The organism is Carboxylicivirga sp. (genome assembly GCF_982718395.1).
On record NZ_CEXQWX010000017.1, the window covers coordinates 1 to 26,138 of the forward strand.

General features: G+C 37.7%; 16 protein-coding genes and 1 pseudogene. 16 read left to right on the plus strand and 1 reads right to left on the minus strand.

The annotated features are described in order from the left end of the window. The 4 genes and pseudogenes from AC4MRQ_RS05375 to AC4MRQ_RS05390 form a co-directional block, all read left to right on the plus strand. The coding region (locus tag AC4MRQ_RS05375; protein ID WP_491196626.1) for a glutamate synthase-related protein at nt 1-1,516 on the plus strand (1,516 nt) is incomplete at its 5' end. Nucleotides 1,517-1,648: 132 nt separating this feature from the next. Next, nucleotides 1,649-1,753: pseudogene (locus AC4MRQ_RS05380) on the plus strand (HTH domain-containing protein); the annotation flags it as partial. Nucleotides 1,754-1,771: 18 nt separating this feature from the next. Continuing rightward, the gene (locus AC4MRQ_RS05385; protein ID WP_491196627.1) at nt 1,772-2,287 is read left to right on the plus strand and encodes a helix-turn-helix transcriptional regulator; all 516 of its coding nucleotides are present in this window, start codon (nt 1,772-1,774) and stop codon (nt 2,285-2,287) included. Nucleotides 2,288-2,347: 60 nt separating this feature from the next. Next, nucleotides 2,348-2,734 carry a DUF4345 domain-containing protein gene (locus AC4MRQ_RS05390; protein ID WP_491196628.1) on the plus strand — a complete coding sequence of 129 codons (387 nt, stop codon included), beginning with the start codon at nt 2,348-2,350 and terminating at the stop codon, nt 2,732-2,734. 238 nt (nt 2,735-2,972) lie between these two features. On the opposite strand, the gene AC4MRQ_RS05395 is transcribed toward AC4MRQ_RS05390, so the two are convergent. Next, nucleotides 2,973-5,312 (minus strand): S9 family peptidase, encoded by a 2,340-nt coding sequence (locus AC4MRQ_RS05395; RefSeq protein ID WP_491196629.1) that lies wholly within the window; start codon nt 5,310-5,312, stop codon nt 2,973-2,975. 499 nt (nt 5,313-5,811) lie between these two features. Here AC4MRQ_RS05395 and AC4MRQ_RS05400 point away from each other — a divergent pair, with 499 nt between their 5' ends. The 12 genes from AC4MRQ_RS05400 (at nt 5,812) to AC4MRQ_RS05455 (ending at nt 25,940) form a co-directional block, all read left to right on the plus strand. Then, a complete protein-coding gene (locus tag AC4MRQ_RS05400; RefSeq protein WP_491196630.1) occupies nt 5,812-6,600 on the plus strand; it encodes a PhzF family phenazine biosynthesis protein in 789 nt (262 codons plus the stop codon). 140 nt (nt 6,601-6,740) lie between these two features. After that, nucleotides 6,741-10,115, plus strand: a complete 3,375-nt coding sequence (locus AC4MRQ_RS05405; protein ID WP_491196631.1) for a ligand-binding sensor domain-containing protein — start codon at nt 6,741-6,743, stop codon at nt 10,113-10,115. A gap of 95 nt (nt 10,116-10,210) precedes the next feature. Further along, on the plus strand, nt 10,211-10,792 hold the full coding sequence (gene def, locus AC4MRQ_RS05410) for a peptide deformylase (RefSeq protein ID WP_491196632.1): 582 nt from the start codon (nt 10,211-10,213) through the stop codon (nt 10,790-10,792). 211 nt (nt 10,793-11,003) lie between these two features. Then, nucleotides 11,004-12,059, plus strand: a complete 1,056-nt coding sequence (locus tag AC4MRQ_RS05415) for an efflux RND transporter periplasmic adaptor subunit (RefSeq protein ID WP_491196633.1) — start codon at nt 11,004-11,006, stop codon at nt 12,057-12,059. A gap of 15 nt (nt 12,060-12,074) precedes the next feature. Further along, on the plus strand, nt 12,075-15,140 hold the full coding sequence (locus AC4MRQ_RS05420) for an efflux RND transporter permease subunit (RefSeq protein WP_491196634.1): 3,066 nt from the start codon (nt 12,075-12,077) through the stop codon (nt 15,138-15,140). A 114-nt stretch (nt 15,141-15,254) separates the two neighbouring features. Beyond that, a complete protein-coding gene (locus tag AC4MRQ_RS05425; protein WP_491196635.1) occupies nt 15,255-16,616 on the plus strand; it encodes a TolC family protein in 1,362 nt (453 codons plus the stop codon). An 88-nt stretch (nt 16,617-16,704) separates the two neighbouring features. Beyond that, complete coding sequence (locus tag AC4MRQ_RS05430; protein ID WP_491196636.1) at nt 16,705-17,763, plus strand: sensor histidine kinase; 1,059 nt, start codon at nt 16,705-16,707, stop codon at nt 17,761-17,763. Between the two features lie 11 nt (nt 17,764-17,774). Continuing rightward, on the plus strand, nt 17,775-18,581 hold the full coding sequence (locus AC4MRQ_RS05435; RefSeq protein WP_491196637.1) for a LytR/AlgR family response regulator transcription factor: 807 nt from the start codon (nt 17,775-17,777) through the stop codon (nt 18,579-18,581). 84 nt (nt 18,582-18,665) lie between these two features. Continuing rightward, nucleotides 18,666-19,262: an RNA polymerase sigma-70 factor gene (locus AC4MRQ_RS05440; protein ID WP_491196638.1), complete on the plus strand. Its 597-nt coding sequence runs from the start codon at nt 18,666-18,668 to the stop codon at nt 19,260-19,262. Nucleotides 19,263-19,342: 80 nt separating this feature from the next. Next, nucleotides 19,343-20,317, plus strand: a complete 975-nt coding sequence (locus AC4MRQ_RS05445; RefSeq protein ID WP_491196639.1) for a FecR family protein — start codon at nt 19,343-19,345, stop codon at nt 20,315-20,317. A 185-nt stretch (nt 20,318-20,502) separates the two neighbouring features. Then, nucleotides 20,503-24,108, plus strand: coding sequence for a SusC/RagA family TonB-linked outer membrane protein (locus AC4MRQ_RS05450; RefSeq protein WP_491196640.1), 3,606 nt, complete (start codon nt 20,503-20,505; stop codon nt 24,106-24,108). Between the two features lie 17 nt (nt 24,109-24,125). Beyond that, on the plus strand, nt 24,126-25,940 hold the full coding sequence (locus tag AC4MRQ_RS05455) for a SusD/RagB family nutrient-binding outer membrane lipoprotein (RefSeq protein WP_491196641.1): 1,815 nt from the start codon (nt 24,126-24,128) through the stop codon (nt 25,938-25,940). Nucleotides 25,941-26,138 lie beyond the last annotated feature (198 nt).

Consider the following 26,138-nt stretch of genomic DNA (forward strand, 5'->3'; position numbering starts at 1 on the left):
TGACGAAAATGTTTCTGTACTTTATGGAAGGTGCTTACACAGAGGAGCACTAATGTCGGATGGACACATTGAAGGTCACAACTTAATTTGCGGTGTGCATGGTTGGGACTATCGTTATGATACAGGAGTATCCGAATACAACAATGATGAAGCACTTCACAAGTTTGAAGCAACAATCGAGGAGAATTACGTGTGGGTGAATGAGAACGAGATCAAGGCGTTTTTAGAAAAGCATCCTCAACCCTTTAACCGGGATGAATATTTAGGACAATATGCTGATACACATCCGGAAGATACGGAGCCTTACACCTTATACATAAAAGAATTGGCTCAGAATGGGTTAAAAAACTATGGACATCATGGACCTTCAGCAGCTATGGGTGTTGACAGAAATACTTTACCAAAGTGGGAAGATATTCAGTTTCTACCAGCTCAGTTGGCCCGTCGTCCTTTATTAGACGATGAAGAGGTAAAGACTTCTGTTGTGATAGGTAAAAGAGCAAATAGACCCTTGGAATTGAGCATGCCGGTTTTTGTATCTGATATGAGTTTTGGAGCACTATCAAGGGAAGCAAAAATTGCATTGTCAAAAGGAGCAGAAATGGCCGGAACGGGGATTTGCAGTGGCGAAGGGGGCATGTTAGTTGAAGAACAAGCTAATAACTCAAAATACTTTTACGAACTGGCATCGGGTAAATTCGGGTTTTCCTGGGAAAAAGTTCTGAAAGCTCAAGCCTTTCATTTCAAGGGGGGACAAGGCGCCAAAACCGGAACTGGTGGGCATTTACCTGCTCACAAAGTATCGAAAGAAATAGCAGGTGTTCGTGGGTTAAAAGAAGGTGAAGCGGCCATTTCACCTGCAACTTTCCTTGATTTCAAAACGGCAGAGGATTTCAAACAAATGGCTGACGAAGTACGTGAAAAGACGGGAGGTATTCCCATAGGTTTCAAAATTGCTGCGAGCCATATTGAAGCTGATATTGATTTTGCACTTAAAGTTGGTGTAGATTATATTATTCTTGATGGTAGAGGAGGAGGAACAGGTTCGGCGCCAACTATCCTCAGAAACAACATTAACGTGCCAACAATTCCAGCACTGGCCAGAGCTCGAAAACACCTGGATAATGTAGGTGCAAAAGATGTATCATTAGTAATAACAGGTGGTCTGAGAGTAGCCGAAGATTTTGCCAAAGCCCTGATGTTAGGAGCAGATGCTATAGCAGTTTCTAATTCAGCATTACAGGCCATAGGGTGCCTGGGAATGCGCGCATGTGGTACTAATAATTGTCCGGTAGGAGTAGCAACCCAAAAGGAGAAGCTTAGAAACAGATTAATCATTGAAACGTCTGCCAAGCAACTTTATAACTTTTTCAATGCTACTAACGATTTGATAAAGGTGGTGGCTCGTGCATGCGGTCATAATGATATTAGCAAATTTAATTTTGATGACCTCAGTACATTAAATTATGAAATACATAAACTAACCGGTATTTCGTACGCAGGTATCAATCCTTAAAAGACACTTTTGAAATTGAGGTAGAAGCAATATTTTAGTTGGCTACAAACCATAGAGAAATATGGAAGAAAAAGAAAAATCAAGACTTTCGAGGTTAACGGCCATTATAACTCAGCTTCAATCCAAAAGAATATTACTGCTCAACAGCTTGCCGAGAGACATAACGTAAGTGTCAGAACCATCTATCGTGACATTAGAGCCCTGGAAGATTCTGGAATACCTATTGTTACAGAAGAGGGGAAGGGGTATTCCATTATGGAAGGCTACCATCTTCCTCCAGTATTATTTACTGAAGATGAAGCTAACGCACTTATAACGGTGGAGCAGTTGGTGATAAAAAACAAAGATCAATCGTTTAGTGATAATGTTTCCAGTGCCATTGAAAAAATCAAAGCAATACTAAAATACTCCCAAAAGGGGAGTGCTGATTTATTGGCCGATAGAATCATTTTTGGCAATGATCAGAGAGTTGAGAAAACGAGCAATAACCTGATGCAGATACAATCGGCAATTATCCATTTTCAGGTGTTAAAGATCGAATACTTTTCTTCAGATAAAAAGCGGACTACGCGTATTATCGAACCCTTTGCAATTCATAGTACCAATGGGAATTTTCTGCTAATTGCCTTTTGTCGATTAAGAAACGATTTTAGGGTTTTTAGGATCGATTATATCGAATCACTCGTTTCGCAAAACGAAACTTTTACACCGCACGATATGACTATGCAGCGGTATTTTGAAGAATATGTGCAAAAAAGTAAACACCCCTGACATAGGGCTGTCACAGCTCCACTGTATGTTTGCATTATTATTAACTTAAATCAATTCAAAATGGAAATTATTAAGATTATTATCTTGTCATTATCAAGCCTGTTGCTTCTGTTTGTTGGTAGTATGAGGTTGAGCAATCCAATAAAAACCTATTTAAAGAATTCAGGTATTAAACTAGAAAAGGATACGGACCTATTAAATGAAGTGAGAGGACTTAGTGCTGTGATGTTATGTGGCGGAGTAATTATTTTATTAGGAACAATCATTCCTCAATTAACTCAAACATCTTTTGTTGTGGCAAGCTTAATTTTTATCGGATTTGCCATTGGGCGACTCATAAGTATAGGAGTGGATGGAAAGCCTAATAAACAGATAATTCAAGGATTGGGATTTGAGCTTGTTTTAGGCGCTGCAAATGTATTTGGACTTATCTATGTACTGGTTTAAAGAGTTAAAACTGTTGACAAGCAGATGAAGATGCTTTATTTTAATGATGTTACAAATCAGCTTTAATATACAAACAAACGCCCCGCATTAGATATGAGTGTGGGGCGTTTAGCATGTATATCATCTATACATTAGTATCATACTTTTGATATTCGCGTATTTATAAACTATTTAAACTTGCTATAAATAGTCTTGATACTTTATACTCAATACGCTGTACTCTTCTGGCTCGTCCAGATTAGGGTAAATCCAAATCTACATTATTGCGGTAATCGCCTAAGAGATGTTCTGAGAAGTGGTACCAGATCATCTTTTCAAAGTAGGGTGAGTATTGCGAGAAGCCATGACGAACATTCGGGATCATCATAAAATCAAATCGCTTACGTGCATCCATCAAGGCCTTCACCACGCGCATGGTATTGGCCGGGTGTACGTTGTTGTCAATCTCCCCATGAACCAATAGTAAATGCCCTTTCAGGTTTTTGGCAATAGATGGATTCGTTGGGATCTTACTCTTAAAGCTGATCTCATATTCATCCTCCGGTTCTTCAACTTTGGTGGTGTCCTTGACAGTTTCTTTCTTTTTAATCTTTTTCTTAACTTCTTTTACGCCATGATGTGTTTCGCCCCACCATTTGTTATAGATATTGTTGTCGTGATTACCGGCCGATGAAACAGCTGCCTTGTAAAAGTCGGGATAGGCAAACATAGCCGCGGTCGACATAAAACCACCACCACTGTGACCAAAGATACCTACACGGTTAATGTCGATATAATCGTGGCGATTAGCTAGCTGCTGAAGGGCAAACATATCGTCTTTCAAAGCATAATCGCGCAGGTTGTTGTAACCATAGGTGTGGTAATACTTGTGTCGCTTCGGACTTCCGCCACGGTGACCGACTGATACTACCACAAAGCCTAATTGTGCAAGTGCGGTGTTGTAACGAGCTGTTACGGTGAAATCGCGCACCACTGCTTCTGTTTGAGGACCCGGATACACATATGATATTACAGGATATTGGCGGGTAGAATCGAAGTCAAATGGTTTCCAGATTACTCCATGAAGGTCAGTCACACCGTCGTCAGCTTTTACAACGAATTTCTCAGGAAATGTCCAGCCTAATTCTTTAACGCGAGACAGGTCCATGGTTTCCAATTCCATTACTACAGTGCCGTTCTTATCGCGAACCACAGCTTTGGGGGCCTGGTCAACACGCGAGTAGTTATTCACGAAATAATTGGCAAACTTATCAGTTTTAGGCATACTGAAACGATGGTTGGCCTCTTCGGGTGTGATAATGCGGGTATCGCTACCATCAAAATTGGTACGATAGAAAATATCGTAATAAGGATCAAAGCCTTTTTCTTTGCCATAAGCCGGATAGTACAGCGTGTTGGAAGCTGTATCAATACGCGCTACTTTACCAACAACATAGTTACCCTTTGTAATCTGGTTCTTCAGGTTACCTTCAGCATCATAATGGTAAAGTTGACCCCAACCAGTGCGTTCTGACCACCAGATAAATTCTTCGCCTTCGTTAATCACATGTAACTGATGCATCTGGTCGTTAAAGTAGGGTTTTGATTTTTCACTGAATAATGGTTTTACTTCACCAGTTGTGGTATTTACTTTAACCAGCTCCAACTCATCACAGGTACGTTTCTTTCGAATTACAAATAAGTTATCTGATGTTTTCGATGGGCGATAGGAGCGAATGGTCTGATCTTTCCATTTAGTTAAATCAGGCTTGACCCATTCATTAGAAGCAACATCGTAAATCTCAATATGAGGAATACCAACGTGCTCATCACCCGGCATGGAGTACTTATAGGTTTCAACGGTTGGACGAGGATTAGCAACCGAATTAATAACAGCCATCTCTTTCACTTTGCGTAAGTCATAGCGTATGGTATAGAACTTTTTCTCATCCTTAAACCAATATACTCGGGCTTTTAGGCGTTTATCAGATGTGGTATCACCACCTTTACTTTGATAGCTAAACCAGCGCTCACCATCCTTTGTCAATTGAGTTTCGGTGCTATCCTTATCACCGGCACGCATTAAATACAGGTTGTGCTGACGCGCAAAAATGATGTATGTACTATCGGGCGAATAACTCAGCCATTTGTCTTTCTTTTCCTTTTTGACCGTGTCAATTTTGCTAACCCACTTGGTTTTCATATTGTATTTGAACTTCAGGTCATCCATCTCAAAAGTGAAACTTGAACGACTGTTTTTCTCAAATTCAATTTTCTTAATTGGCAAATCATTGACATTATATGCTTTGTGTGTGATCGAAGTAACTTTTGATGCCAGATCGTTATTGTCGAATAAAGGTTTCTTAGTACGTTTTTCAGGATTTACAAACCAGAAGTGATTACCATCAGAAGATTTGTAACTATACCAAAATAAGTGACTGTTTTCAATCCAGTTGGGATTAACCCGACTAGAACCCAGGTACTTTTTAACATTGCTTTGAGTAAATTTATTAGCCTGCTGAAAGTCAGCTTTCTGGCTAATAGCATTAAATGTTGCTAAAGCGAAGAAACACATTAGCCCGAAGAAGATTCTATGCATAAGTCAAATGATTAATGTATGAATGACGAATCTATACAATCTTTTCATATCTGGAAATGACATTTCTTTTGTTTCCTTATTCTATCTTTCCTTTTACATTGCCTAAAAGTAAATCAAAAGTCAGATTCCATAATGCTTCTTTCAACATTAAGCAGTCCAGTTTCGAAAGTTATGCAAACTCATATATTGTTAGCCATTGAAATTGCCCCTCCATCTTTCAAATCGTTATTTTGATTTGTAATGCGCCTATTGTTGGTTATTTGACATCAGTGATGTTCTTCCAGAATAAAGCTTTTAATCACTGTACGATATTGAACACTTGCTTGCCCTCAATCGCACGCTAATTCGTTAATATTGATAATGGTAAAATAATTCAAAATACTGAAAACTATATTGATGGCATATTAGGTATGTTTATTGATTAAATTGGGTCGACCAAATGTAATACCAATTGTATTTTTGGTATGTTTGAAACAAACACTTGATAAACAAATATTAAATGAGGATACCCATTTATCAAATTGATGCGTTTACAGATAAAGTTTTTGGCGGTAATCCGGCCTGTGTCGTACCGCTTGAAGATTGGTTACCCGATGAAATTCTACTTAAAATAGCCAGGGAAAATGGCGTCGCTGAAACAGCATTTATTATTAAAACCGGAGAGAGGATTCTTTTGCGATGGTTTACACCCGATTTAGAAATGGATTTATGTGGTCATGCTACATTGGCCGCTGCGTATGTTTTAAAAGTGCACCTGGATTATGAATCGGATATAATTGTTTTTGACACCGTTAGCGGAGAGTTAAGAGTTGAATGTCAGGCTGATATTCTGACCTTGAACTTTCCAATGCGTGAAGCTGTTACAACGCAACTGCCAAAGGAGATAAAGGAAGCGATTAATATACAACCTGAATTAGTAATGAAGGCGCGCGATTATATGTTGGTTTACCCTTCCCAGGATACAATTGAAAACATTGTAATTAACCAGGCCACATTTGATAAAATCAATTTGGGGCAAGGTGGTGTTATTGTCACTGCTAAAGGTGATAACTGCGATTTTGTTTCACGTTTTTTCACCCCGCAAGCTACTATTTTGGAGGATCCGGTAACAGGATCGGCACATTGTACCTTAATACCATACTGGGGTCAAAAATTAAATAAGAATAGTATGGTTGCCAAGCAGTTATCAGGACGTAATGGAACACTTTATTGTCGGAAAAACGAAAAACGGGTCTTAATCAGTGGGAAAGCAAGAACCTATATGGTGGGGCATTTCTGGGTGGATTAATATTACGGAGTATTGAATGCTGAAATAAGTTAGCAAAACTTTGGATTCTTCACGCACATGCGTTACTTTAGATTCCGGTTCCCTTTATTGACTTGGCTTTTACATCAGGCTAACTTATTTTTGCATCTAACCCGGTTAAAATGAAAAAGCTGTCCCTATTAGTTGTTTTCCTAATTTGCCATGCGCTGTGCTTCGGTCAACACTCACCCATGCGGTTTCAAAGCATCACCATCAACGATGGTTTATCTTTAAGTTCGGTATACTGTATTAATAAAGACAGTAAAGGGTTTATGTGGTTTGGTACCGAAGATGGCCTTAACCGATACGATGGTTATCAATTTAAGATTTACCGCACTGATGTAAAGAATCCCAATAGCATTTGTTATAAATGGATTGAACATATTGAGGAAGATATAGCAGGCAATTTATGGTTTGGCTCACGTAATGGCTTATCGCTGTTTAATCCTAAAAATGAGAAGTTTATCACTTATCGAAAAAACCAGGATAAAGGCTTGCTTAATGACACGGTAACGTGCATTAAAGCTTTAAATGGTGATGTCTATGTTGGAACTAAAAATGGATTGTCGATTTTTAATTCCCAAACACTGGAAGCAAGTCATTTTGCGCAACTAGGTGAGGTAAATAAGCTAGTCGGTTACAAAAGTACGTTACTTATAGGTTCATCAAAAGGATTGTATCGCTTAAAAGATCATGGCGGTATTGACCAACTGCTTGCCATTAATATGCTTGATTTGTGTATTGATGGAAATGAGGTATATGGAGCGACTGAAAACTCCATCGTCAAAGTTAATTTACAGACAGGTGCTTCATACGAACTTCATATTGGTGGTAAGATTAAAAAAATAGAAAGTATTGCTTTTGATGCTCCAGGGCGTTTATGGATAAATGCAGTTGACGGTTTATGGATTTATTTCACAAGTAAGGACAAAGCTAAAAAGTTGATTCATACTAATAATTCTACCAATAGTTTAGCAATTGATTCCAGAAAAACAGTATGGATCGCCCCTGACAGAAAAGTTTGGTACGCTACTCATGGTGATGGTTTATTTGTGATAGATAAGCATTTTCAGGTGACAAAGTGCATTCATAATCCTACTGATAAAGAAAGTGTAAGCCAGAATGCATTTAATTGTATTTATCCCGATTTAGAAAGTGGAAATGTTTGGTTAGGTACCTATGGAGCCGGGATAAATATATACAACGCTGGAGCAAATAAGTTCGATCTGATAAAGCATAATCCACTCAACCCTAATAGTCTGCCAAGTAATTTTATTTGGACTATGCTGGAAACAGCAGATAGTTGTCTGTGGATAGGTACTAATGATAAGGGACTCTGTCATTATTGTCCCAGATTTGATTTTTACACGCATTTCTCAAACCAAAAGAATAACAAGAACTCCTTATCCCACAATTCGGTTCGTGAGGTTTATCAGGACAGTGAAGGAACCATTTGGGCAGGAACGGATGGAGAAGGATTGAACCGGTTTAATCCAGAGGACAGAAGCTTTTCTCGTTTTCTTCATCAAAAGAACAACCCGACTACCATCAGTAATAACTCAGTGCGGGTTGTGTTTGAGGATAGCAAAAAACGTTTATGGGTTGGTACGCGAAGCGGATTGAATTTATTTAACAGACAAACAGGTGGCTTCAAACGATATATGCACGACAGTAATAATCCCAATTCAATCTCTAATAACTTCGTTTATGCCAGTATTATAGAAGATAAAGATGGAATGTTATGGGTCGGAACATATGGCGGAGGCTTGAATCGATTGAACCCGGAAACAGATGAGTTTATTCATTTTACAACTGATTTGGAAGAAGGCAAAAGGTTGAGCAACAACATTGTTTTTAGTTTACATGAAGATGAAAAGGGTAATATATGGATAGGGACCAACGAGGGTTTAAATGTTTTAGATCCTGAAAGCGGACAGGTGAAAATCTTCGGGATGAAAGATGGTTTGCCTAATGAAGTTATATACAGCATACTGCCTGATCAATCAGGTTATTTGTGGTTAAGTACCAACCATGGTATCGCATGCATCAATCCTGAAAATATGAAATGTAAGAATTATGATGTAAGCGATGGCCTGCAAAGTAATGAGTTTAACGGAGGGGCATTTCACAAAGGACAGTCCGGACGATTGTATTTTGGAGGGGTATATGGCTTGAATATTCTTAACCCTAATGTTGTAACATCTAATGACTATGTCAGTAAGCCCGCCATTACTCGATTTGAGGTATTGGGTAAGGAAGTGCAAACTTCGGCAGTTGTGCAGCAGGATGAAGAGTTAACAGAAATGGATGATCAGTATGCACTAGCTGCTAATATCAGTTATACCGACCGAATTATTTTGGATTATTCCCAGCGCTTTTTTGCTATTGAATATTCGGGACTTAATTATCTTTTCCCATCAAAGACTCAGTATGCATTTCAGTTGTCACCTGCTGATAAACAATGGACTAAAGCGGGTTATCGTAACTACGTATCATTTGCAGATATTAAACCCGGAGATTACCAGTTTAAGATAGTAGCATCAAATAGTGATGGCATATGGGGTGATGAAGTAACTACCCTGGATATCACCATTCGTCCGCCATTTTGGCAAACCTCATGGTTTATTTTGTTGGAGATTATAATGGTAATTGCATTTATCATCTTTATTTATCGATTACTATTAAAAGCCAAGATGAACAAGTTGCTGCAGCTGCAAAATGAGAAGATATCAGAAGCTAACAAGCGGCTGCAACAATCGGAGGAAAATCTTCGACAGATGAACGTTACCAAAGATAAATTCTTCTCAATTATATCCCATGATTTAAAAAATCCATTCACCAGTCTTATGTCCATTAGTAATATGTTGGATGAAAATTATGAATGGACTGATGAAGAAGACAAGCGTCATGGTGTCAGACGAATTAACAGTTCGGTTAAACACATTTTTAATTTACTTGAAAACCTGTTGACCTGGTCCAGATCACAGAGGGGAAAAATATGTTTTAATGATGAAAACTTCGATTTATCAGTTTTAATAACAGAAAATGTCAACCTATACAGAACTGCTGCTGATAAGAAACAATTGTCTTTAATTAATAATACTACAGAAGGAATAATTGCCAGGGGAGATCGAAACACTGTAAATACAATCATTCGCAACCTAAGTGGTAATGCCGTTAAATTTACAGCATCAGGTGGTACAATCACCTATAGAATTGAGAGCATTGAAGATTTCTGGAAAGTAAGTATTACAGATACCGGCGTTGGTATTGACCCAGAAGAACAAGATCATTTGTTTTGTATTGATAAGAAGTTAAAGAAAGATGGTACTGATGGAGAGAAAGGCACAGGACTTGGCTTGATTATAAGTAAAGAGTTCACTGAAAAAAACGGCGGACAGATTGGTGTTAACAGCAAAAAAGGGGAAGGAGCTCAATTCTGGTTCACTATAAGAAAGGCGGTTAACATAGACGAGAAAGAAGAGGATGATTCATAGGTCTTAATCTCAAATATTTGGAATAAACTTTTCGTCAACATTTTGGTTTATGCTAAAAAGACTATTTTTGCACCGAAAAACCAAAAACAAGTTAAATGGCATTAGCGATTACTGCATATGGCACCAAAGTGCTAAGAAAAGTTTGTGATGAAATAACAAAAGACTACGAAGGGCTTCAAACTTTGATTGATAATATGTGGGAAACCATGTATGAAGCAGGTGGTGTTGGCTTGGCTGCTCCACAGGTTAATAAATCCATTCGCTTGTTTACGGTTGATACTATTCAGGTTCATGAAGGTATGAATGAAGAGGATCGTGAAGATTTATTTGAAGATGAGGAACCTGTTAAAGAAGTATTTATTAATGCCCAGATTGTTGGTGAATCAGATGAAGTTTGGTCGGAAAATGAAGGGTGCCTTAGTTTGCCCGACCTAAGTGGTGAAGTGGAACGACCATGGGCCATTGAGATTGAGTATTACGATCGGGATTTTAATAAGCATACCAAAACATTCTCAGGATATAATGCCCGTGTAATTCAACACGAGTATGATCACACAGAAGGTATTTTATATGTGGATCATTTATCCGGCATTGCCAAACGATTAATTAAGGGCAAATTAAACAAGATTGCAGAGGGCAAAGTAGCACCTCGTTACCGTATGCGATTTGCCAAATAAGCATAGATAATATTAGAAAAAAGGTCTTAATTCGAGTGAGTTAAGGCCTTTTTTGCTTAAAGACCCTTTGTTTCGTGCAAAGGTGTTACTGCTTAATGTTATATTATTGCAGCTTCGTGCATATTGCAAATATTTGCCCTTGGATATCCCGTACTTTTGGCATTGAAATAAACGAATTCATCAAACTAAAGATTACTAATTGAATTTAATCATGACAAAACAAGTATTACGCGTTTTGCTGGCGGGGCTAATCGTTGGATTTAGTATAATCGGCTGCAGTTCAGAAGCTGAGAAGAAGATTGAAAATCATCGCTATGTGAAAGTGAAACAGATTGATCAATCATCAAGTGCAGAGGAACTTATCTTTCACGGACAATTGAAAGAAAAGAATGAGGTAAATGTAGCTTTTAAAGTTGCAGGTCAGGTGTATAATGTATTGGTCGATGAGGGTGATAAAGTCAAAAAAGATCAAGTGATAGCACGCATTGACCCGCGGGATTATAAAATTCAGTTGCAATCGGCTAAGGCACAATTTAAACAGGTTGAAGGTGAATATGCACGATACAAAGAACTGTATCAGAAAAACAAACTACCGGTTAATACGCTCGAAAGGCTGGAAGCTGGTTACCTCTCAGCTAAAAGTGCATACGAAGCTGCTCAGAATGCTTTAAATGATACTGAGCTAAAAGCACCACTCGATGGATTTGTTTATCGCAAGAAGATTCAGAATTTTGAGAATGTGGCACCAGGTCAACCCATCTTTTCATTATTAGACGTTAGTTATCTTGAAGTCACCTTTAGTCTGCCTGAAAGTAAGGTTAATAAAGCGAAAAAGTTCTCTGAAATAACCATTGATGTAGCAAATGCTAATGCTTACAATATATCTGCCAAGGTGTTGTCGGTAAATGAAAAATCGAATGGTAATGATATGTTTGATGTTCGGTTAATGGTTTCAAATCCGGATTTACATGAACTAAAGCCGGGCATGTCTGCCAAGGTGAGAATAAAAGTTGAAGATAAAAACCAACATGCAGTTATGGTACCGGTTGAATCAGTTTACTACAAGGAGGATAAAGCCTTTGTTTGGGTTTATAATTCAGCTACATCATCGGTTAAGAGCCAGGCGGTTGAAGTCAGAAAAATTGAGAATAATGGATTGGTATCGATTCATTCAGGACTAACTGGTCAGGAGATGATTGTTACTGCCGGAGTGTATAGTTTAACGGAGTCTCAGAAAGTAAAGGTACTGGAGAATAAAAACATTTAATAAGATCAATACCCAATGTTAGAAAAAATATTATCTCAAAAAGCCTTTTTGAGCTTCATTTTTATTGCCCTTATTTTAGGAGGATTGTTCTCCTTTGACTCAATGGGTAAGCTCGAAGATCCGGAAATTCCGGTCAAAGCAGCGGTTGTTATAACACAATACCCGGGAGCCTCAGCCGAAGAAGTTGAGCAAGAGGTAACAGACGTACTGGAGAAAGCTATTCAACGCCTTGAGAACATTGACTTTCTGGAATCCAGATCTATAGCTGGTCTTTCCGAAATAACAATCAATATTAAAACAGGTGTTAAAACGGAAGATATGCCACAGTTGTGGGATCATCTGCGCAGAAAGATCAACGATGTTAAAGGTAGTTTACCAGCCAATGCAGGAGAACCTGTCATTAATGATGATTTTGGTGATGTGTCGGGTATATTTCTGGCTATATCAAACGATGGCTACGATTATTATGAGTTTCAGAGTTATGTCGACCAGGTTAAGCGGGAGCTGATGTTGGTTGATGGTGTGAAACGCATTGAAGAATTTGGTAAACGAACAGAAGTTGTTAATGTCAGCTTTGACAATGAATACTTTGCTTCTTTGGGTATTAACCCAATGATGATTTTTCAAGCTTTTAACGATCAAGGTTCTATAGTCGATCCTGGTACTTTTGTGGCAGGTAGTGAACGAATTAGAATCAATATTGGGAATAAATTCCAAAACCTTGATGAGATTCGCAATTTTGAGGTAAAATTACCTAACGGAGGACGTTATCGTTTGGGACAAATTGCTACAGTTGAGCGGGAATTTTACACACCGGCAATTCAAAAACTAAAATATAACGGACAAGAAGCAATCAGTTTGGCCATTTCGATGGAAAAAGGTGGAAATGTGATTGTACTTGGTGAAGCAGTTGAAAAACGTTTGGCTGAGTTACAAGCCAGTTTACCAATTGGTATCGAATGCCATAAGATATTCTACCAACACAATAATGTTGAAGAGTCCATTGACGATTTTATGGTTAATCTCATTGAATCAGTAATTATTGTAATTGTTGTGTTGTTGTTGGCAATGGGTATGCGAGCCGGTCTTTTAATAGCCAGTGGTTTGGTATTTACAATTCTGGCTACGTTTATCATCATGGCTGGCTTTGACATTGAACTACACCGTGTTTCGCTGGCAGCAATTATTATTGCAATGGGAATGTTGGTTGATAATGCCATTGTAGTTGCAGACGGTATTCTAATTGATTTGGATAAGGGCATGAGTCGAAGTAAGGCATTTATCAATACAGCTAAAAAATCAGCAATACCTTTACTTGGCGCGACACTTGTGGCTATACTGGCATTTATGCCGTTGGCTTTTAACAGTACTGGTGCAGGAGAGTTTTTACGTCCGTTGTTTTATGTTTTGGCTATTTCTCTATTTGTTAGCTGGATTCTTGCTATGATTCAAACGCCGTTTCATGCACAATATTTTTACAAAAAGAGAAAGCAGAAAGGAGCAGAAGGAGAGGAGCACGATCCATATGGAGGGAAATTCTACCAGGTTTTTGGTAAGTTCATCAAATTTGCTCTATGGCATAAGTCTCTGTTTGTTATTGCAACAGGTGTGGTATTGGTATTGTCATTCTGGTCTTTTGGTTTTGTGAAGCAGAACTTCTTTCCGGGTGCAGAATACGATCAGTTCATCTTAGAATACCGCTTACCTGAAGGGAAAGATATTAGTCAGGTTGAGAAAGATTTAGATGAAATTCAGAAAGCCATTGCACCATGGGATAATATAAGTTCAATTGTTACAGGTTTAGGAAGTACACCAGCCCGTTACACTCTTATGCGTCCGATGAATGGATTAAGCCTGAGTTATGGGGAGCTGATTATAACCATCAAAGATAAAGAGCAAATAAATACCACAATTGCTGAGTTGCAGGATTATGTGATTCAAAATTATCCTGAAGCATTTGCAAGAGTAAGAACCTATATTGCTATTGGTGGAGACTTTAAAATGGAAGCTAAATTTACAGGGCCGGACGAAAAGGTACTTCGTCAGTTAGCTGAACAGGCCAACGAAATAATGCGTCAGGAACCTAAAGCTGCCTTTGTTACACATAATTGGAAAAATCCGGTTAAAGTATTGGCACCTGTCTACTCACAAGATCGGGCACGTGAATTGATGGTTAACCGCGCTGATGTTGCAAATGCATTAGCCATTGCATCCAGTGGAATGCCTGTGGGTATCTTTTATGACGGAGACTACCAATTGCCAGTGATGCTGAAGCTGGCTAAAACCATAGAGAAAGATGTTAATCAGCTGGAATCTGTGCCGGTGTGGTCAGGTTTACCGCAGAGTGTAGCATTGAGCCAATTGGTTGATTCAATTGATGTACGTTGGGAGAGTAGTGTGATCAGACGTTACGATAATCAACGTGCTATCAGGGCACAATGTGATCCGGTAATGGGAGTTGCACCCCCTGAGCTATTTAGTTTGTTAAGTGATAAAATTGAAGCTATTCCGCTTCCAGAAGGATATTCTTTAGAGTGGTTGGGTGATCATAAGAGTAGTAACGAAGCAAATGAAGGCTTAGCCGAAAATTTACCACTTGCTGCCTTACTAATGATTATTATTGTGATTGGTTTGTTTAATAATTTCCGTCAGCCTGTAATTATCTTCTCCATCATGCCATTGGCATTTATTGGAGTTATCCTCGGATTCTTACTGACAGGAACTTATTTTACCTTTTTCTCAATCATTGGAACGCTCGGGTTGATGGGGATGATGATCAAGAATGCAGTTGTTTTACTTGATGAAATTAACTTGCAAATTGGAGATGGCAAAGATAAACTAAATGCCATCATTGACTCAACCTTATCAAGGGTTCGTCCGGTGATGATGGCGTCATTAACCACAATTTTAGGAATGTTGCCATTGGCCTTTGATCCTATGTTTAATACCATGGCCATTGCTATCATGTTTGGATTACTGGTTGGATCAGTTATAACATTAATAGTCATTCCGGTTTTATATGCAGTTATATATCGTGTAGATACAAAGGCTTTACATTGTAAAGCTGAATCAAAAGAATAATTTTTTTCATGTATAGGTTAGGAGAAGGAGCCGTTCCGATGTAACGGCATTGGATAGGCTCCTTCATTGTAGAGCTTAAGAACAAAAGATATTCTAAAAGTTTAAACGGATAAAATGAAACATTTACTAATCATATTCAGCTTAATTATTGGTCTTGAGGCGGTAGCTCAACAGCAGATATCGTTAAAAGAAAGTCGCCAAATGGCTTTGGATTATAATAAATCACTAAAGTCGGCTAAATTAAAATATCACGAAGCAGAGGCCCAACAAAAAGAAGCACGTACTGCATACTTACCCAATATTGATGGAACAGCAACTGCTATGTATATGCCCAGTATGGATAATATAGCTATTCCGCCAATGGAGATACCTGTGGTGGATGGTAATGGCAATCAGACTGGTGATGTAGTAGGCATCCAGGGGATGTCTCTTAACACTGAAAAATTGAAATATTACAATGGCCAGGTAGCTATGCAAATGCCAATTTATGCAGGAGGACAAATTCGTTATGCTAATAAAATGGCTGACACGGGAGTGGAAATTGCCGGGCAGGCCTACCAGTTACAAAGTGATGAGGTGGTTTATAATACAGATAATGCTTATTGGCAGATCGTAGCTTTTAAAGAACAACTGAAGGTAGCTTATAAGTACTTCGAAATGTTGGACTCCCTTGAACAACAGATGAAATACATGTACGAGTTGGGCTTAACACCCAAAAGTGAGCAACTGATTGTTACGGTTCAGAAAAATGAGGCGCAGCTAAACCTGATGAAAGCTGAAAATGCATATAAAATAATGAAGATGAATCTTTGCCAGATTGTTGGCCTGGATTTAAATACCGACATTGATGTTTCTGACTCTTTATATGCTAATCCAGATCTGCTTGTGATGAGTAATAGTGTTGAGCAAGCTTTGTTCAATAGAAATGAATTAAAGATGTTAGATGGTCAGGTTAATATTTCAGAGCTTCAAAAGAAAAGTACAATGAGTGCTTATCGTCCTCAATTAGGAGCACAGGTAAGTTACAGTTATATGGAGGTGCCTGATTTAATTGATGGTCAGACTATGACACAGGCATCTGCTCAATTATCAATTCCGCTTGTACATTGGCGCGAAAAAAAGCATAAGAAAGATGCTGCTCGTTTGAGAGTTGAACAAGCTCGTTTGCAGCTTGATGAAACAAAAGAATTTGTCCAGCTGGAGGTTCAACAATATATGATTCAGGTGAATGAAGCTTATGAGACTATCTTGTTGGCAAAGAAAAGTAAAGATGAAGCAGTTGAGTCTCTGGCGGAAGTGACAGCCAGTTTTGAAGCAGGACTTAATACCACAACAGATGTGCTTAATGCACAGGCAGCATGGCAAAGTGCTAATGCCGAGTTATTTAATGCTCTTGCTGGATATGAAATTGCAAAGACTGCCTATTATAAAGGCATTGGTCAATTAAATGCAGATATCCCCTTAACCAATAAATAGTGTTTCTATAGGTAGTGTGCTTATTTTAAAAAGTTAAGATGAGTCACTACCTTTATCGCGTATTAAATGGGGAATAATTAAGATTGATATGAAGAAGTTTGATGCGTGCTATAATGATAAGTTTCTAAAAGGAAAACCCATCTTATTTGTGAATTATAAGACGCGTTTACTTTTTGAAACATTGATGGGGTCTGTTTTCTATTTTATCCTGTCCACCACACTATTTGCAGAAGAACCGTTTGATTGGAAAGGGTTTTTATTTTCGGTGTGGCTTTTCGTTTTTATTAGTGAAGGAATATTTGCCTTTAATAAAATAATTGCTTGTAAACATCCTTGGCATACACATACAAAAGGACGAATTATCTTTTTGTTATGCTTTTCTATCATTTGGTTTTACCTGGTAACAATAATGGCGCACCTTTTTAAACCATGGCTTGAAGATGAAAAACCATTAACGGATATGGCTTATAACGTAGCTATAGTTATTACAATGTTGTTTGTAACCATCTATGTTGTTATTCTTTTTGCCTATAATTACCATCAAAGCCTGAGTGTTGTAATGATTGAGGTGGAGCGATTGAGACAAGATAAATTGAAGCAGGACTACCGTGCATTACAGGATCAGGTTAATCCACACTTTTTATTTAATAACTTAAGTACCCTTATCGCCATCATTCGGCAGGATAAAGATTCAGCAATACGCTTTGCTATCAATTTTTCTGATGTGTATCGGTATGTATTACAGAGTAATAAGCATACTTCCATCAAACTGATCGATGAATTAACCTTCTTGAAAGCTTATGGGGCACTCCATCAGGAACGACTTCGTGAAGGCCTGATTGTTGAACATCAGTTTGAAGAGCAATATTTCGATTGGCATTTACCACCTTTAAGTATGCAGGTGCTACTCGAAAATGCAGTTAAGCATAATGTAGCAACAAAATCATCGCCACTAAAAATGAAAATGTATACTAAAAATGGTAAAGTGGTGGTGAGTAATAATATTAATTCAAAATCAACGACCTATTCAACAAATACAGGTTTAAGTAACCTGCGTGAACGATATAAATTATTAACTGACAAGGAAGTGGTGATTTTTAAAAGTGAGGATGAGTTCAGGGTTGAGTTACCGTTGATTGAACAGTAAAGATCAGAAGTATGAAGGAAGTAAATGTTATAATCGTAGAAGACGAAGTACACAGCGGTGAAATGTTGCGTGATATGGTTGCGGATTATCGACCAGATTGGAACATTCAAACCATGCTGCAAAGTGTTGAAGAGACAGTTGAATACTTGAAAAATAACGAACATCCTCACATTATCTTTCTTGATATTGAATTGGCCGATGGTAATTGTTTCTCCATTTTCGACCAGGTAAAAGTTGAAGATAGCGGTATTATTTTTACAACAGCTTATAATGAATTTGCATTAAAAGCATTCAACTTAAACAGTATAGATTACCTTTTGAAACCTATTAAGCAAGAAGAACTTGAAAGAGCAATAAACAAATTCGAGCATGCAATTGATTTTATAAATAAGGTAAACGAGGAAGAAAAGCAAAAATCGATTACTGATAAAATTGACTATCAACAATTAGCTCTTTCGATTGCTAAAAACCAGGGTGGCTATCGTAAACGTTTCTTGATATCTAAGCGGGAATCATTTTTCAAACTTAGGGTTGAAGAAATTGCTTATTTTTATTTCGATGCACGTGTTACTTTTGCGGTGTCCTATGACGGGCGGCAACATATTTTAAGTCAATCACTCGATAAGCTGGAAGAAGAATTAGATCCCGAAATGTTTTTCAGGAGCAACCGGCAAACCATTGTCAATGTTGACAGTATTGAGAAATTTGAAAGCTATTTTAGTGGAAAACTGGTTGTGAAGCTGGTAAATGGTTTAAATGATAAAGTCATGATCAGTCGTGCCAAAGCCGGGGCTTTTAAAGAGTGGTTAAATCATTAAAATGGGTAGACACTTTTATTGGGAATAAACATTTTGTTGGATGGTGCTGAAAAAATGGACTATATTTGAGCATCAAATAACAGAATGAACCGGGAGAGATTAAATCATTTATTAGAAAGAATAAGTGAGTCTGATGAGCATGCTTTTGAAGACTTAGTGTCTTGTTACTATGGTCGGTTGATGAGTTTTACCTGTTCATTTATTGAACAGAACGAAGTTGCTGAAGAATTAGTTATGGATGCTTTTCTGAAACTTTGGCAACAGCGTGACAAATTGACTTCCGTACGTAATTTGGATACCTACTCCTATGTTCTTGTTCGTAATCAAGCTCTTAATTATTTAAGAAAAAAGAAAAGTGATGTGTTGAAACTATTAGAGGATAAACACATCGAATTGATTCCATTTACTCAAAATCCGGAACGAAGTATTATTAGTAAAGAAGCATTATCTCAGGTTAATTCTGCCATAGATGCTTTGCCTCCTAAATGTAAAATGGTGTTTAAACTTCTTAGGGAAGAAGGTATCAGTAGAAAAGAGGCTGCGGAGATTTTGAATATATCTGTTAAAACAATTGATGCTCAAATGGCAATTGCAGTTGAACGAATTGCCAAGGCCCTGAATATTGATGTTAAAAAAGGTTCAAATAGAACTGAAGTACAGATGTTTATATTGTTTCTGTAATAAAAGATCAAAAAAATCTATTTTTTCTTTAGGCACTTTCCACATTTATTGTGTCCTGTTATTGAAAGAGGATACAAAATATGAAGTTGACAGAACAAATTGGGCGATACTTAAATAAGGAAGCAACCAAGGGCGATAAGAAAGCAATTGAAGAATGGATTCAGGAGAACCCGGAAAATGAACAGGATAAACTCCTTTTGGAATCTTTATGGAATTCCCATTCATCGAGTAGTAAAAAAATACCACCTGTCACATTTATTGAGCGGCTGCGTTACCGAATGCATCAGAATGTGATTATCAATTCAAAACCAGATAAAACAAATTACTGGAGGATAGCCGCTGCCATCGTTTTTTTTATATCAATTGGTACTGTTATAGGCTGGATGATGAAAAGCGACTTATATCAGGGGGAAGTTATTGTTAAAACAAATAAAGGTCAAAAAAGCGAAGCTGTTTTACCTGATGGTACGCACGTATGGTTAGGTTCAAATACAACATTAAGTTATAATTTATCAGAATGGTCCAAGAACCGATTGGTGACTTGCGATGGGGAAGTGTATTTTGAGGTGGAACATGATGATAGTAACCCATTTATTGTAGATGCAGATGGCGCTTATGTGAAAGTTTTGGGTACAAAATTTAATGTTCGCAACTACAAAGATGAAGGAATTCTCTATACGACATTAACAGAAGGGAAAGTTGAGGTAGTAGAATCAGAATCAAATAGTTCAAGAGTACTGCAACCTGGAGAACAGTATATATTAAATAGAAAGAATGGAATGACTGAGGTTGTGACAGTTGATGTAAACGTGGTCAAGGAGTGGAAAGATGGTATTCTGGTATTTGAAAGTGTGAGCTTTCTGGAACTTACCGGTCGCCTCGGAAAATATTATGACGTGAATTTTACATACGATAAAGATCAGTTTACAGATATTCATTACACAGGAACCTTTGATGATCTAACACTTAACCAGGTACTTGATATAATGAGAATGACCTTGCCTTTTAGGTACGAGATAGCTAACGAAAATGTCAAACTTGAAAAAATAGAATAAATATGTAGAGAGGATAAATCAGAATAAAAAACGGGAAATGGTCAGATTTCCCGCTTACTTAAAGCTGTTGCTACCAACAACAGCTATAGCCTAAATAATTAATATTAAAGCGTTACAAAGTTATGAAAAAAAATCAGTTTTTCATGAGGTGGGAAACCCATGGAATTAAACGTTTGATGCGAGTTATGAAACTATCAGTTTTACTATTATTAATTGGATTCTTGCAGTTGTCAGCCAACACGTATGGACAAAAAGAAAAATTGACACTGAAAATGCAAGATGTTACTGCCCAGGAAGTATTTAAGCAGCTTGAGAAACAGGCGGGTTTAAAATTCTTCTATCAGGATGAGCAGCTAAATAAAATTGGTCATGTATCAGTTAATGCATCTAACCAAAGCCTGAATGACGTGTTGTCAGAAATGCTGGATCATACAGGATTAACCTATAAATTAATTGACAATCATGTCATTATTTTAGCAGCAGAGTCAGTTGGAAATAAGGGTTCTATCCAATCTCAACTCACAATTAAAGGTTCTGTAACAGATAAAAATGGGGATCCTATTCCTGGAGTTAACGTGTTTGAAAAGTCAAACCCACAGAATGGTGTTATTACTGGCATTGATGGTATGTATACTATCAAGGTAGACTCGCCGGAAGATATTCTTGTTTTCTCTTTTATAGGATTTGATAACCAGGAAATTACAGTTGGTGGAACACGAGAAATTAATGTAACATTAATGGAACAATCTACTGGATTAGACGAAGTTGTTGTTACTGCATTTGGAGTTAGGCGAGACAGAAAATCATTAGGTTACGCTATTAGTAAGATCGAAGGTAAACAGTTGGTTGATGCAGGTACTCCTGTCAATCCACTTCAATCATTATATGGTAAGGCAGCTGGCGTTGTAATCAGACAATCTGCTACCGGTCCAACCGGAGGTATAAATATTAACATTCGTGGTGCTGCTGGTTTACAGGCTGATGCTAACACAAGACCTCTTTTCGTTATTGATGGAGTGCCAATTTTTGACGAAAATACAGGTTTATCTGATCCTAATAATCCTTGGGCTAATCCAACTGATTACGGTAGTGGTATTAACGATATTAACTCGGATGATATTGAGTCCATTGAGATTCTTAAAGGTGCAAAAGCTTCTGTACTGTACGGTAGTGAAGGAGCAAACGGAGTTGTCTTAATCACGACAAAAAGCGGTCGCGGAGCTAAGAAGGCATTTCAGGCTGATGTTTCTTATCAAACCACAATCGAACAACCATTAACCTATATTGAATTCCAGAATATATATGGAAGTGGTAACAGTATATACGATGTGAAGGATATTGAGGATGGAGAACAGTACCCACGTGCAAACTTTAATTCAAGAAACTATGGTCCTGCTTTTGATGCGACGCAGAAAAGAATATGGTGGGACAATGTGGCACGTCCATATGTAGCGCGTCCTGATAATTACGATTTCCTGTTTAGTGATGGAAGCAGTCAACAAATAAATGCTGCCGTTAGTGGAAGTGGTGACTATGGAAATGTTCGCTTTTCATTTACAAATTCTGACTACAACGGAATTATGGAAGGCAATACTATGAAGAAAAATATTATTAGTTTTTCAGGTAGATTTAATTTTACAGATAAACTAAGTATTGAGACAACCACTAATATTTACAAAGTTAAAGGGCATAACAGGCCACAAAAAACATTAGGCTTTTTTACTGATGGTGTTTCCCGTGGTGCTCCCTTCCAGGAGTTTATCGAATCTGGTGATTATTTATATACAGATCCTACTGATCCGAACTTTGGATATAAAAAGGATTTCGATGAAGTAGGATATCCAACAGGATATTATTCTTTGAAGGATTATCAGAATTATGTTTGGGACAGGCGAAATAACAGCGCTACGGATGATAAGCTTCACTTAATAACAACAATTCGTCCGACATATCGATTTAATGACTGGTTAAATGTTGTAGGACAAGCTAGTTTGGATTATACAGATACTGATTTTACCACAAAAAATGCAGTTACTAAAGTATATCCTGAGATGGTTGGAGGCTATTATGGATTTAGACGAAGGAATACTCAAGTTGAAGAATATAAGGGTTTTATCAATTTTACCAAGCCAATGATAAACAATCGCCTGAATATATTCTCAATGTTAGGTACTTCGTATAAAAAGGTTTCAGAAAACTCAGTTAATGTATCGACTGCAAATGTAGGGTCAAGTACCGGATTTAATTACCCTAATTGGTACCACTTAAACAATCAGAACCCAGCTGGTTGGCCAGGTTCAAATAATATGGGTAAAGTGCGTGGAAATTCTTTTGGAGAAAATTCACTGTATAGTGTTTTTGGTGTTGTAGCCTTAACTTGGGACGATGTTTATACAATTGAACTGAATGCAAGAAATGACTGGTCATCAACATTACCACCAGATAACAATTCTTACTTTTATCCAGGTATAGCCTTTACTTATGAAGCTACAAAATTGTTAAAACCTATTCTTCCATCCTTACAGTTTGGTAAATTCCGGGCTTCATGGGCAGATGTAGGACGAGATGCTCCGTCGAGATATTATGCATACAATAGTTTAAGTTCGGGAGTTATTGAAGGAACTGATGCACAAAGTGTGGCTGTTCCAAGTTCTCTATTCGCGGGTGATTTAAAACCTGAAAGAAAGCGAGAGTTTGAAATTGGTACAGAGCTTAATTTCTTTAAAGGTAACCGATTAGGAGTAGACTTCTCCTATTATACTAATAATGTGTATGACCAGATTATGTCCGTTCCATTAACTCCATCATCAGGTGCGAATGAGATTAAGATCAATGCAGGAAATGTTAAAAACTGGGGTTACGAATTGCAACTTACCGGTACACCTCTTTTGACTCGTAACTTTAGATGGGATGTAATGCTAACCACAGCAAATCAATATTCTGAAGTTAAGAAGTTATATGATGGTATAACAGAAAAGAATGTTAATTCCATGCGAGGTAAAGTGTTCGTAAAAGCTATTGAAGGCGAACGTATTGGTAATATTTATGGTACTGGTATTAAGATGGATCCCGATGGGAATAGAATTGTTGGTGCCGATGGCTCATCTTATGCTTTAGACGAAAAGGAGCACAAATTAATTGGTAATGTGAATCCTAATTTCATTGGAGGTTTTAATACAAATTTCGCTTATAAAGGCTTGCGATTAAATATGCATTTCGATTATAGCTTTGGGGCTTCCATGTATTCAGAAACTAACCAATGGCTGTATTACAATGGTACGTCAGTTCAATCGTTGGAAAACAGGGATGAAGCTCATGGCGGTTTAGCTTACTATGTTGATGCTGATGGTAATAATGTTGCGTGGGAACATAGTAAACCTGAAGGGCCAAATGGAGAAAGAGTTTATCATGATGGTATTATTCTTCCGGGAGTTGTTGATAATGGAGATGGTACATATTCAGAAAATACTAAGATTGCATCTGTAGCATCCTATTATGGTGGATTTGTTAGTTGGGCTGGTGAAGCCATCAATGCTGTTGACTTAAAGTATAAGAATGACTATATAAAAATAAGAGAGATTTCACTTTCATATACTTTACCCAATAGCTTAACTCAGAAAGCAAAACTAAGTAACGTGACCTTAAATTTCTTTGCAAGAAATATTGGGTATGTCTACAAGACTGTGCCAAACCTGGATGCAGAAGCATACATGGGTACAAACTCTTATTTTGAGGCTTCTGCGATTCCGTCTGCACGTACATTGGGTATGAGAGTTTCAGTAGGGTTTTAACCAAAAAAAATGAAACAATGAAAAAGATTATTATACAACTACTTATTATAAGCACTGTATTCTTACCTGCTTGTCAGGACGAATTGGAAGAGGATTTTATCAATCCGGAGGTATATACACCAACTGATAATATACCAGCAGGAATGTTTGCCGCAATGATGTCGAGAACACGAACATTCAAAAATGATTATGGTGAATTTTGGTGGCATGCCGGTAGTACTGGAGGAGTGATAGGACATACGCATCTTATCATGAGGCATTTAAGAGATGCGTATGGATATTTTGCCGATGCAAACGATGTTCCCTTGTTTTATACAACCATGACATTGGATGCTTATTATTACGGACATAACAGGGACTTCAAAGAGATTCCTATTATGGAAGGAATTATTAATGAAATGTCTGAAGGTGACAGGGCTGATAATGAACTATACCTCACTTTATCAAATCTGGGAAGAGCTTACAGAGCTTCTAAAGCCGTTGATATGTTTAACAGTGTCCCATATTCAGAAGGTTTGATGGGTGTTGACGGAGTTTTCTTTCCAAAATTTGACGATCCAAAAGAAATCTACAAGGATATAATTGACAAGATTGGTGAGTACGCTAAAAGCATACCTCAGCAATACGCTAATATGTCTGCTGACGGTAAAAGCGTTTTTAATCGTCAGGATATAATATTCGAAGGAGATACAAAGAAATGGGAGCAACTGGCTAATGCAATCCGTTTGCGTCTAGCTGTAAGAATATCAGGAGTTGAGAAGGAATATGCCAAGCAAGTAATTTCAGAAATTCTGCAAGGCGATAATTTACCGGATACAGACCTTTTGATTCCGGGTAATCTGTGGGTATCAAAATCTGGTGATCACTGGAAGCGAGGATTGAGAGAAAGAGATTATGCCGGCTTTATTGCACCTTCCATCATGTATAAAATGGATAAAGACAAGGACCATAAGTATACTCCCGGCAGCGACGATCCCCGAATGCCTGTATTTTACCTGCCAAACCGGGATACCATGTATATACCAACCTCATTTGATTTTGGTGTAGGTCAGGCTATATATGATGCGGTACGCGATGATAATGCGGAGAAATATGATTTTGGAGGAGCCTATTATTATTATAATTATTTCGAAGACCTTGATAATTATATGAAATACAATGCTTATTCGGTCTGGAATCCGGCAACCATGGTGCGAAATGTTGAACCTTGGAGGGCATTTACATTAGCCGAAGTAGATTTGTTACTGGCAGAGGTGAATCTGAAGGAATTGGGAAGCACATCTAAATCTGCTGCAGATCATGTATCAGATGCAGTGCTGCATTCTATTGATTATTGGTATACAGTCAGTAGCTATTCAAATTGGGATAAGATTAATGATACCAACAGGCACTTTTTGAAGCCTACAGCTCCTGACGAAAGTGTTAAGCTACAATATGCTAATGTTATTAAGGATGAATATAACAATGCCTCAGATCTGGAAGATAAGATGGAGGTTATAATGGGACAAAAGTATGTCCACCTGAATATACATGACTATTTTGAGGTATTTAGTGAACTAAGAAGAACCAGACATCCTAAATTGCCTTTGATTAAGTTTAGTGAATCATTGACAATTGCTGCTGATGTGGAACGTTATCCTTACCCTGGTGCTGTAGCTGCAACAAATGGAGATAATTTTGTTGAGGTAAGCGAGCAGGATAATTTTACAACTCCGATTTTCTGGGTTCCGGAAGAGTTGAAAAATGTACCATATTATATGGATGGTTTTGATGAAGATTACTTGTATATAAAATATCCTGGTGTACCAGAGTCATACCCTCCCGGAAGTTAATATTATTTTATAGACCTGATTTTAATAATATGAGAGGTGCCGTTGATTATTCATCGGCACTTTTTTGTTTTATAGTTTAAGCTACGATGAACTTTGGTTGATAAATGTATAGGCATCCGAAATAAGATCCCATTCATGCGATTATAATAACATAAAATTGATTGGAAAATTCCTTTAACTAAACCATGCTAATTGATT

Excerpts from the sequence above, each read along its gene's own strand:
- AC4MRQ_RS05385 (WP_491196627.1), top strand. The coding sequence starts at position 1,772 with ATGGAAGGCTACCATCTTCCTCCAGTATTATTTACTGAAGATGAAGCT.
- AC4MRQ_RS05390 (WP_491196628.1), top strand. The coding sequence starts at position 2,348 with ATGGAAATTATTAAGATTATTATCTTGTCATTATCAAGCCTGTTGCTT.
- AC4MRQ_RS05395 (WP_491196629.1), bottom strand. The coding sequence starts at position 5,312 with ATGCATAGAATCTTCTTCGGGCTAATGTGTTTCTTCGCTTTAGCAACA.
- AC4MRQ_RS05400 (WP_491196630.1), top strand. The coding sequence starts at position 5,812 with ATGAGGATACCCATTTATCAAATTGATGCGTTTACAGATAAAGTTTTT.
- AC4MRQ_RS05405 (WP_491196631.1), top strand. The coding sequence starts at position 6,741 with ATGAAAAAGCTGTCCCTATTAGTTGTTTTCCTAATTTGCCATGCGCTG.
- def (WP_491196632.1), top strand. The coding sequence starts at position 10,211 with ATGGCATTAGCGATTACTGCATATGGCACCAAAGTGCTAAGAAAAGTT.
- AC4MRQ_RS05415 (WP_491196633.1), top strand. The coding sequence starts at position 11,004 with ATGACAAAACAAGTATTACGCGTTTTGCTGGCGGGGCTAATCGTTGGA.
- AC4MRQ_RS05420 (WP_491196634.1), top strand. The coding sequence starts at position 12,075 with ATGTTAGAAAAAATATTATCTCAAAAAGCCTTTTTGAGCTTCATTTTT.
- AC4MRQ_RS05425 (WP_491196635.1), top strand. The coding sequence starts at position 15,255 with ATGAAACATTTACTAATCATATTCAGCTTAATTATTGGTCTTGAGGCG.
- AC4MRQ_RS05430 (WP_491196636.1), top strand. The coding sequence starts at position 16,705 with ATGAAGAAGTTTGATGCGTGCTATAATGATAAGTTTCTAAAAGGAAAA.
- AC4MRQ_RS05435 (WP_491196637.1), top strand. The coding sequence starts at position 17,775 with ATGAAGGAAGTAAATGTTATAATCGTAGAAGACGAAGTACACAGCGGT.
- AC4MRQ_RS05440 (WP_491196638.1), top strand. The coding sequence starts at position 18,666 with ATGAACCGGGAGAGATTAAATCATTTATTAGAAAGAATAAGTGAGTCT.
- AC4MRQ_RS05445 (WP_491196639.1), top strand. The coding sequence starts at position 19,343 with ATGAAGTTGACAGAACAAATTGGGCGATACTTAAATAAGGAAGCAACC.
- AC4MRQ_RS05450 (WP_491196640.1), top strand. The coding sequence starts at position 20,503 with ATGAAACTATCAGTTTTACTATTATTAATTGGATTCTTGCAGTTGTCA.
- AC4MRQ_RS05455 (WP_491196641.1), top strand. The coding sequence starts at position 24,126 with ATGAAAAAGATTATTATACAACTACTTATTATAAGCACTGTATTCTTA.